Origin of the sequence: Aeromonas sp. ASNIH8, from assembly GCF_002919855.1 — a bacterium.
Lineage (GTDB): Bacteria > Pseudomonadota > Gammaproteobacteria > Enterobacterales > Aeromonadaceae > Aeromonas > Aeromonas caviae.
The window spans coordinates 1-10,246 of the sequence record NZ_PQLN01000123.1 but is presented as its reverse complement, the minus strand read 5'-3'; the positions used below and the strand labels follow the sequence as shown (position 1 = coordinate 10,246).

At 48.0% G+C, this 10,246-nt stretch carries 8 protein-coding genes; 4 read left to right on the top strand and 4 right to left on the bottom strand.

The window, feature by feature from the left end; genetic code table 11:
* Positions 1–681: 681 nt before the first annotated feature.
* A complete protein-coding gene (locus C3418_RS24190) occupies positions 682–1,155 on the top strand; it encodes a hypothetical protein (protein ID WP_146054135.1) in 474 nt (157 codons plus the stop codon).
* A 387-nt stretch (positions 1,156–1,542) separates the two neighbouring features.
* Here C3418_RS24190 and C3418_RS21030 read toward each other — a convergent pair whose 3' ends face one another.
* Entirely contained in the window at positions 1,543–2,784 is a 1,242-nt protein-coding gene (locus C3418_RS21030; protein ID WP_258040155.1) for a Fic family protein, read from the bottom strand.
* Between the two features lie 239 nt (positions 2,785–3,023).
* Between C3418_RS21030 and C3418_RS21025 the strand changes: the two genes are divergently transcribed.
* Positions 3,024–4,142, top strand: a complete 1,119-nt coding sequence (locus tag C3418_RS21025; protein ID WP_103859210.1) for a hypothetical protein — start codon at positions 3,024–3,026, stop codon at positions 4,140–4,142.
* A 466-nt stretch (positions 4,143–4,608) separates the two neighbouring features.
* On the opposite strand, the gene C3418_RS21020 is transcribed toward C3418_RS21025, so the two are convergent.
* The 3 genes from C3418_RS21020 to C3418_RS21010 form a co-directional block, all read right to left on the bottom strand.
* Complete coding sequence (locus tag C3418_RS21020; protein WP_258040154.1) at positions 4,609–5,007, bottom strand: antitoxin Xre/MbcA/ParS toxin-binding domain-containing protein; 399 nt, start codon at positions 5,005–5,007, stop codon at positions 4,609–4,611.
* A 281-nt stretch (positions 5,008–5,288) separates the two neighbouring features.
* Positions 5,289–6,830 (bottom strand): tyrosine-type recombinase/integrase, encoded by a 1,542-nt coding sequence (locus tag C3418_RS21015; protein WP_103859208.1) that lies wholly within the window; start codon positions 6,828–6,830, stop codon positions 5,289–5,291.
* A 346-nt stretch (positions 6,831–7,176) separates the two neighbouring features.
* Positions 7,177–8,328: a flagellar assembly protein FlgT gene (locus C3418_RS21010; RefSeq protein ID WP_039041370.1), complete on the bottom strand. Its 1,152-nt coding sequence runs from the start codon at positions 8,326–8,328 to the stop codon at positions 7,177–7,179.
* 265 nt (positions 8,329–8,593) lie between these two features.
* On the opposite strand from C3418_RS21010, the gene C3418_RS21005 reads away from it, so the two are divergent.
* Positions 8,594–9,214, top strand: a complete 621-nt coding sequence (locus C3418_RS21005; protein WP_010673310.1) for a FlgO family outer membrane protein — start codon at positions 8,594–8,596, stop codon at positions 9,212–9,214.
* Between the two features lie 88 nt (positions 9,215–9,302).
* A complete protein-coding gene (locus C3418_RS21000) occupies positions 9,303–9,728 on the top strand; it encodes an LPP20 family lipoprotein (RefSeq protein ID WP_103859207.1) in 426 nt (141 codons plus the stop codon).
* Positions 9,729–10,246: the final 518 nt, after the last annotated feature.

Here is a 10,246-nt window from a genome sequence, read left to right as displayed (position 1 = left end):
TGAGAAAGAGGAGAAGTGAGTTGACCCAATCTGAACACTCGAGTTAGAAACGGGGTGACGTGAGCGCGTTAAGGATCAGGGTGTTCACGTTGGCCGGAATGGCTGTTCAACTTCGCCGGAATACGCAAAGGTAACGTCTACTCTTTCTACATCTGTTACTAATCGATTTTTTGCTCATGTAGGTTCATAGAAACCTCAGTTTACGCACGTAAAAAAGCCACGATTTTTTCCAAAACACCTAAGCATTTTTTTTCATAACCACATCATTTTTTGCGAGAGTTTGATGCCGTTTTTTTTACTTTTTATGGTGGAGTTATTCTGTGGAAATCTATTGTTTTTTCCACGAGAAAAAATTTTTCTATGAGTGTTTTTTTTGATTTCCATCGTTAGAAACCCCTCATTATTGACAATAAAAAGAGAGCAAAAAAAACAATTGAAATTTCAGAATAAAATATTTTCGATATTTTTTGTTGTTTGCTATTGCCATTTATATGAAATCAACCTAAATTAACTGCAACAAGGTGCATGCTATACATTCACATCTACAAATGATGAATGGGTGTACTTTAACCTAAAGATCATATTTGGTAATACGATCCTCGCTATTGGCGGAGCTTCAACTACCAATAGATAAACACAAGTGCCGAAATATTCCATGTTAACATGTAAGGTAGTATTGTAATGAGAAAAGTAAACGATGATATTTGTGCGATTGATATCGAGGTTCATAATAAAGCTCTTGATCTTTTGAGGGATAGATTTAACCTGAATAAAATTATCCGCCCCCTTGATAAGCATGTTGTGCTCAAAAACTATAATCATATTCATGAACTCCATGACTTCCCTGCATTTGTAATTTTAGATAATGGCATTGCAGAACCTGTAGCAAGTGCATTAGATAATGTATCTATTAAGATGTATTATGATGATATCGTGGCATCATTGGGCGATGATGAGAATGATAGGGCTGTTACTTATGACCAGGTACTTTCTGGTTGGGCCCAAAGTAACATGCCCAGTTACTATAGACCAGGTAATGACTACCAATCTGCTGAGGAGTTTCTTGCAGAGATGGGGTCTGAAAATGTGAATGACTCTACTATTTTAAAGAATTTTAAAATGGCTGTTGATGTGCTGTTAAAAGCAAAGCCATGATTGATGTGAGTTTAGTTTTAATGCTGAACAATTAAAGATTAATCTTGCTTGTTTCAATGTGTTGCTGGCAATTCTGGAATTTAAATTGTTGTATGTAGGTGCTTAAAACACCCATACCGAAAACGTAAACTCCAAATTTGATGAAAATAGCATTCTCAACGTATGTGGGGCTGGAAACACAGTAGCTTGTTTACAGCCCCCTTATTGAGGTCCATTACCACCTAAACTAATGCAAAATTCCCCTCTGTCCTTCTGGTATGTTTTGCGTCAAGTCATTCTCGAGTGAATGGTTGGATATCGTGTGGCCGTGACGTAGCTCAAATGTGTGGATATAGAGCTGGATCCTGAATGTTGGCCAGCGTAGTCCCGGCTATTTGAGTCCCTTTATCAGTGATTTGTCAATTTGAGCCTATAACGGGTACTTCTACCGCCTCCACTTGCCCCTTTTTCTAGGCAGTTTTTTTCCAGTAGATCAGTAAGGTGGCGCGTGGCTGTAGATTTGCTCACCTGAGCAATTTTTTGATACTGGCTGGCACTAATATACGGTAGGCCGTCCTGTGTGTAACCGCCGAGCAAATGGTTCAGGATCATTACCTGTTCAAGGCACAATTGGTCATTAGCGTGTAGCTGCCAGAAACGGTTTCGACCAAGCGCATGGGTGCATGACTGTTGGGCCTGTTCCAGCGTGACGTTGAGTGTGTCCAAAAACCAAACCAGCCACTCTGTGACATCCACGCCTCCTCTCTGAGTCTGCTCCAGAGCGCGATAGTAATCAGCTCGATGCTCGAAAATCACGGTCGACATTGCATACAGAATGATGCTCTGGTTGTCGGCCTGAGAGAGTGCAAGATCGGTGAGGGCTCGGGCAATCCGTCCGTTACCGTCATCAAACGGATGTAACGTGACAAACCAGAGCTGACAGATGGCGGCTCGCAGTAATGGATCTAGGCAGGGATCATCAAAACTGGTATTGAACCAGTCGATGAAAGTGGCCAATTCCTGCTCTAGCCCCTCTCGTGGTGGAGCTTCGAAATGCACGGTGAGTCGATCACGTGCTCCGGATATCACCTGCATCGGCTCATCACCACGCAGCTGGCCAACGCGTATCTGATGCGATCTCCGGTCATCTGCGGGAAAAAGCCAGCGATGCCATTGCAGCAGGCGTTCAAGCGTCAACTGCTCATCGCTGCTAATTGCATCCACAATCATCGCGGCCAGTCCCTCGGATCTAACTGAGGTAGGGTAGGGAGACTGCTCCACTATCCCGAGGCGACATGCCAGAGATGCACGTAACGACTGCGAGTTCAGTTGTTGATTCTCGATAGCCGAGGACGCGACGACATTGGCCAGCAGCGTATCTAGAGCATGTGTCTGATGCGCCAGTGTTGTGCTGTGAGCTGATAAATGAATGCCCTGGAGTAGTCCCAGATTGCGGTGTGCCAGACGTAGTCGTGGAAGTAATAGCCTCTCTTGCCAGCAAAAATGAGGCCAGTGCTCGTGTTGCCAGATCCAGTCTACGGTCATCGATAATCTCGCTGATTTTGTGTCGCGGGCAAGCAGTGCAATGCCAACAATGAGCCGAATTGACACCACATTCGGCTCGCGATATGAGCCGATAATAGCCCTCATTCGGCTCATTCCACAACTCACAGGGCTGGTCTACTGGGTGTCGGAGAGGCTCGGGGCGAGAATGGACTCTTGGACAGTGCCACTTACTAGGTTATGATTTGTCTCGGCTGACCAGCCAGACTTTCGCACGAGTCAAAATGGTTACTACTCTCAAGCCACATGATCTCAACCTCAAATCCTCACCTTGGATGGATTAAACGTGCGATTTATACCCCGGGGTAGGACTAGGAGATTGGATCATGACCATCAAAGCGTTCGTCCACACAACCCAACGTGAGCTCAAAGATGTACTAGGCATCTCCCTCAAACGTAGTCATATCTACGAGATGATTGCTGCGGCCTATGGCTACAGCACTTACGCGTCATTGCAAGCTGATGCGATTCTGCTCAGTAATACGAAATGGCAGGTTGCTTTGGATGTAAGTGCAATTGAGGCTAGAGCTAATATTCTGGGTATTAGTATTCCTGAGCTTGCCGCTCAGAAATTGGCCACATCGTTAGTGCAGGCGGGTATTATAAGCCTACGTGTAAGAGAGATTTTAAGGCGTCGTGTCAACGACGATTACATTACTAAGCATGGTCAACTTCCTCCTAATTCAACTACTGCTAGCCGCTTTAGCTCCTCAGACCATTATGCTGGGGAATTAATGAATATGTTTAAACAGAATGAATTTAATTCGCCATTAGTACACCAGGGATTGGTCCAGCTAAGTGCATTTGCAGACCGAAATGCCTTGTCGTTCCCACAATACGAGCTTCATCAAAAGTTTTATAAACTGGCTGGTGAGTTTAATGATACAGATGTAAGCGGATTAGTTGATAATGATAGAGAACGATACGCGCTTTGGCTCCAGCACTTGAAAAAATCAGCTATGAAATTTGATATGGAGGCTATAGAGTTACTGTCAACCCATCGGCTTGATGTTTCTTTATATATGGATGTATTAAAAGACTACACATATCATGAAACTGTAGCAGTCAAATGCGAAGATGCTGGGTATATGCAACATGCATATTACTGGTGGATTAGAGCTGCATTACAAGGGTCTATTAACGCAATGCACAAGTTGATTAGCAACTATGAAAAAGAGGACTTATATCGTTGTTGGATATGGGTACTTCTTGCAGAGTGTATTGGGTATGATCTCCTAAATGAGGTCGATACATCCACAACTTATGATATGTATGTGGGTAGTGACAAGAATACATTCACTATTCAAGGGCAGTCTTTTCCTGCACTGACATTACCAGCTCTAGAGATGGTCTTGCATCACAAGGCTCAGCGAGTTGTAGATAAGCTATGTCAAGAACATTTTGATGATGGAATCGTATTTGAAGATCACGGCTCATATGACTAAGGCGGAATTAACTAAAAAAGATATTTTTTATCTTTTGTGTTGAGTTTTTATTTGTGATCGACAGCTGTCGACAGTGTGAGAGGCGTGTTAAAACGTGAAAATAATCATTGCCTCTCACTCACTACATTTAGATCTTGCTGAGTTAGGTGTGCTAATTACTTTAACAAAAGATAATTCACTCAAAAAATGAGTGTTGACACACTATATTTTAGTAATTTCTTATTGTAAGTGCAATTTTCTTACTTTAAGGAACGCTAGCTCGAAGGAATTAAAAATCTGGATTATCTTCGCTGCGAAGCAGCGGAATGTTGAAATTCTTAAATTTTTTAATTGTTCTCAATAATAGTAAATGGACAGTTTTTCGATTTTTTCAAGTGGGGTAAATGAAAAAAGTTCGAAAAAAGATGAGGTTGGTTGTTTTTGAAGCGTTCTTAAGGGGGGGGGTTAGCCTATCAGCTACCTCGCTCTAGGTGCACACCCCATGTTGGATTCGTCCTACAAGTACTATTACTGCCTGAGCCCCTAAAGCTGTCGACAGCACCTCTGCTGGCCGTTTACCACCTAAGCCCCAGGCTGGGCGGTGTAACCATGACATTGCTCTGACGGTATTGTTTCTGTGGAGGAAGAGAACAGCGTCGAGTGCCTGTATAACGCCGTATACCCTTTCACCCTGTGATACTGATAGGGTGGTCTTATTCCTGACCTTACGTGACAATGTGCCTCGGCTAATGCCCACAAGGCGGCATATCACACCAACATCAGTCATCACTAGTCCGGAAATTTGATGAATGATGCTTGGCGCTACGCCAGCTATGATCCAGAGATGTGCACTCAGTGGATCTTGAGGGATGTTGAGAGTCGTCATAAGGGTGGGTGCTGAACTAGCCTGCGTACTGGGTTGGTAAACTGAAAGTGACATATTTTACTGTTCCCGTATTGACAATGATTTGTTCTCATCATCGTACTCCATGTTCAGATTTTCTGACAGTTACCTCACTGGTTATAATTGTTGATGTTGCTGATATGGAGGGCACCCGCCCCCTCCATTAGCGAATGAACGAACTGAATCATGTTCATGGCCTATACCTAGAAATATGGCCTCATTCAGCAAATCTATTTCAAAAAAGCAATAGCGTTATATTCAAGCTACAGCATTTCTTTAAGCCAAAAAATTTGCTCTGCATTTAGTTGGTTTTGGTCACCCAAATCTTTCATTTCTTGTACGAACGTAGAGAGTTCATATTTTATATTCTTCTTTATACATCTCCTAACATAGCTTTCATATAGGCTATTAACAGATGGAGGGAAATTCGTTTCCTGTTGCACCTTTATAGCTGCATTAGAATTGGTTGCACTCCTTAATTTTTCTCTTGTAGCTTGGCTGATATTGTTGTCAATATAGTAATTCATCAGCGTTTCGAGGCTGTGTCCAGTGATCTTAGATAAATCTTGAATAGGTACTCCACTTTCTAGTGCTTTTTTGGCAAAAGTATGTCTGGCATCATATAATCGGCCTATCTTAGGAAAATTAAACTCTTTTTTAACTGCCTGCCAAGTTTTCTGATAAAGGCTCGAAGTTACATGGGGGGCCTTTGCTTCGCGGCAACAAGGAAACATCAACTCACCCTCTCGATCACTCAAGCTTTTTAGAGTTTTGTATTTCGCTACGTAATTCCAGTATGAGTCTGACTCAATAGCAACAATGCGTGCAGCCTTGTTTTTACTAATGTGCTCAGGAATACGTATGGATCTATCATTAATATTAAAATTGTTGCTTGTGTTTCTATATATTTCAGAGTTTCTTGCCCCGCATAGGAACATGGTTGCAACTATGATCTTGGAATCCCCACCACCTGGAGTGTCTTCATCAAAAATAAATTCCACGACTTCATTTGTGGGGTCAGTATATGTTGTGACAGGCCTCTTAGGGTTTCTTGGGAACAGAAAAATATGCCTATCAATTTTATTCTTTGGTAAATAGGTGCACGTAACACACATATTAAACAAGCTGTTTAATAAGGAATAGTATTTCCTCATTGTTTCTGATGTTATTGGCGTTTCTTTGTTCTGCCAATACTTTTTGAATATTACTGGGTGATCTTCATTAAATTCAGATAGCTTGAGGTCTAACCATGGTTCAAAGGCAGATGAGATTTCCCTTATTGTTTTGTCGGTAACAGGGATTAATGAATTCCTCTTGTTTGATTTGTTTTCACGGTCTTTTTTATAATGCTCTAAAAGATAAGTTCTCAATGTAAAAGACTGATATTTCCACTTTTCTGGATTAATCTTTTCAGCATCACTAACTAATCTCTTAAACTCTTCCTTAGCCTGTGTAACGCTAAAAAAACCTTTTGGATAATGTCCACTTTTAGTGCGAGTCATCCAATTGCCAATTTTCTGCCTCCGATTTTTATCGTAAACAATATAGAATGTCTTAACACTGTTTCCGATTCTTAGTTTTAATCTTGGTTTGTTCTTTTCATTATATTTCTCATCGTCAGAACTATAGTGCGTTAATTCAACACATTTATTTTTATCATTAATAAATGGAAGACTATCTATGTACTGGTCTTTAAAGGTGAATGAGAATTTACCTTTAATTATGGCCGCAGGGTGACCCTGGAGCAGCGTCTTAAGATCGAACTCTTCTTTGCGTATGGATGTAGCCGGATTTTTGGGAGCCATTAGGTACCACCGAAAAATGTTCTATTGAGACATTATAGCGGCAAAATAGCGCAAAAGTAGAGTTGAATGGCGTGAATAGCTCTTAAATAGCGCAAAATAGGCATCGATTGCACCGCTCACAAAACAAGCGGCCTGGTTGTTTATGAATGCTTTTTGAACTATAAAGCTATGTTTCTAAAGGAAATATTTATAATTCCTAATATTTAAAAAATCTTATAACAGCCTATTTAGATAGATTTTTAAGCAATAAACATCCCTTAGGAGGGGACCGCTCTATCCTGCTGAGCTACGGGAACCTTGTGGCGGGCATTATACAAGAAGCATTGTGCTTTTAAACCCTTGATTCCTATTCCAATACGGCCAGGTCACCGATTTGGACATTGAACGGCGAATATTTGTTCTGACTGCTGATGATGGCGCCATCCTCAAACACCTGCACCACCTCGAACAGACCGTCTGCGGGGTTGCGCATCACCCTGGACTTGCCATAGGGGTCGACGAAGTCGGCGCTGTGCTGGACCCGGAACTGGTCCCCGAGCTTGACCCCGTTGCGACGGCCCAGGTTGATGTGGGGGCCGCGCTCGTGCTGGGCCACGATCCGGGCGGTGACGGGGGCACAGGCGAGTTCGGCGGCGATGTCCTGGGCCGCCTCCTTCAACTGGTAGCCCACCTCCTGGCCAAAGCTCGACTGCCAGAACTGGCCGCCGCTGCTGCCCACCTGTTCCCGCTTGGAGAAGGTCCAGTTGGCGCGGCCCTTGTACTCCTTGCGGCCGAGCAGGCTGCCGTTGATGCCGTCAAACAGGTAGAGCTGCATGGAGAAATTGCGCACGGGATCCTCATACCAGCTGGTGAGGGCGTTGCCCTGGGGCTCGAGGGAGAGGTCGTCGATGCTGCCGAGCACCAGATACTGGCTGTCGGTGCGCAGGCTCAGGGCCTTGATCTCCTCAAGGGCGCTGCGATCCCCCTGTTGCAGATGGAGAGGGTCGATGCGCAGGTTCTCGTCCAGCCACTGGCGAGCGACCACCTGGGGCGTCGTCGCCAGGGTTTCAAACAGCCGGCGGGAGAGATCGGCGGGCATGTCGTCCAGGGCACCGGTGCTCGCCTGGTCCGGGTAGCGCATGCGCAGGCGTACCAGCGTCAAATCCTTGGCGTAGTGCTGGGTCTGACAGATCTGCCGCTCCGCCTGGATGTCGGCCACGAGGGTGATGTACATGCGGCCGTTGCGCACCTCTTCGCGCTTGAGGCGGTACTGGCGGATGTCGCCGCCGGAGCGGATCTGGATCTGCTCGGAGCGCAGGCTGCCGTTTTCCAGGCGCTGGATGCTGGAGACGGAGGCGCCGCTGGCCAGCAGCGCCTGGCGCAAGGCATCCCGGGTCGCCTGCTCGCGGGCATAGACCTCGTCGCCCCCCAGAATGGCGGCACTGCCCTGGGCCTCGATAAGTTCGGCCCTGGCCGACAGGCTGGCCAGCAGCAGGGTGAACAGCAGCGAAACTTTCATAACAAACACCTTGAGTGGGCGACCCCGCTGCCGCCGGTGGGGCGGGTCAGGGATCCTGGACACAGATCCGGTCTGCACCGGAGCGGGTGACCAAATAAAAGCAAGAACCATGCCTTCTTCCCTGGCCGGAGCCCGCGCGGTGGGCTCCGGTGGCACAGTGCGTGCCTTTGCCCTGGGATCATCGAGGATCCTGCGCGCATTCCCGCCTCAAGTGTTGGCGGTTGCGACCGATAACAGGTCAGGTGCAGATACAGGAAAGGTATCCATGAAGAGAGTTATCACGGTGCTGGCGGTGGCGCTGGCATTGGTCGGTTGCGGGTCGGCCGACCCCATCAATCGGGAGCTGGGAGACCCCCGCCAGGCGGCGAAGGGGATGGAGCTCAACTGGCTGGTGGCCCGCATGACGGATCAGCTGATGGAGCGCAAGTCTCTCACGACCCTGACCGAGCCCATTGCGGTCGCCTCCTTTGTCGATCTCGACACCCTGAAGGACACCAACTGGATGGGACAGCAGATCGAGGAGAGCTTCATCTACGAGCTGAACCGGCGCGGTGAGGTGGTGGTGGACTTCAAGACCACGGGCAACATCCAGGTGACCCCGCAGGGGGACTTCGTGATGAGCCGCAACTACAAGGATCTCTCGTCCCGGCTGCCCATCTCCCGCATTCTGACCGGCACCTTCAGCCGCAATCAGCAGGGGATCCTGGTCAACGCCCGCATCATCGATCTGCGCACCAAGATGGTCGAGACCACGGCCCAGAGCCTGATCCCGAAACAATATTTGTCCGGTGCCAGCAACTCCTTTGGCCGGGCCTCCATCAATCGCGGTTACCTGATGCGGGGGGGCCAGAGCCCGTCCGGTCATCTGGTCAACCTGACCCCTTGAGGTGGCGCGTCATGAAGCGTGAAGCGGGCTGGCTGACATTGAGCCGTGAAACATCGGGTGTGGTGAACAGGAAAACGGGGAAACAGCGATGAAAATCTTGTTGGGTTGCCTGATGGCCATGTTGCTGACGGCGTGCAGTGGCAACCGGGTGGTGAACTATGACGTGGGCGAGAAGCCCGATGATTTCCCGGTGCTCAAGGCGGTGGGGTATGCGGTGATCGACATCCAGCCCGGTCCCTCCCAGTCCGAGAAGATGTTGCAGGCGATCCGCGCCTCCAAGATGGACGCCTACCGGGAGCTGGTGGAGCAGCTCAATGGCCAGCAGGTGCGCGGCCAGAGCAGCTACAAGGATCTGACCCAGACCTCCAACTCCCTGGATGTGTCGGTGGCCGGCATGGTGCGCGGCGCCCGGGTGGTGGCGACCTATCCCCGTGGCAACACCTATGCCACCGAGCTGGAGCTCGATACCCGCAACCTCTATCACCTGAACCAGCTGATGGCGGGCCAGTTCTAGGGCGGGTCCGGGGGGCGCCGGCATGAGCCCGGCGATCATCACGGTACAGACAAAGGCGAGCGCAGGCTCGCCTTTTTGTTTGGCCGGGAAGGGGCTCGGATCTGCGGGGAATCACCGGGGTTGGCGCCTTGGACGGGATAGGACCTGCGGTGAGGGTAACCGGGGTTGGCGCGTGGGCGGTATAGCGCTTGGGGAGGATAAACGGGGTTGGCGTCTTGGGCGGTAACTGGTCTTCGGCAGGAGAAACGGAGTTGAGGGGCCGAGCGGGATCCGGCTTGTGGCGAGGAAAATCGGGGCTGAGGCCGAACAAGAGGTGCCCGGGCGTCGGAATGGCGGCCTTTTTTGTTTAGGGAAATCTAACGATATAGCCATGTCGTTAAATAAAGCCAAACAATAGAAAGGCCCGGCAGGCGGCAAAAGGGGGCCGCCACGGGAGGAAGATGGCCTGATGGTGAGTGGAATCTGTATCAACATTCGAAGCTGCCGAAGAGGGAACAGGGGGAGAATCGGGGGGTGGG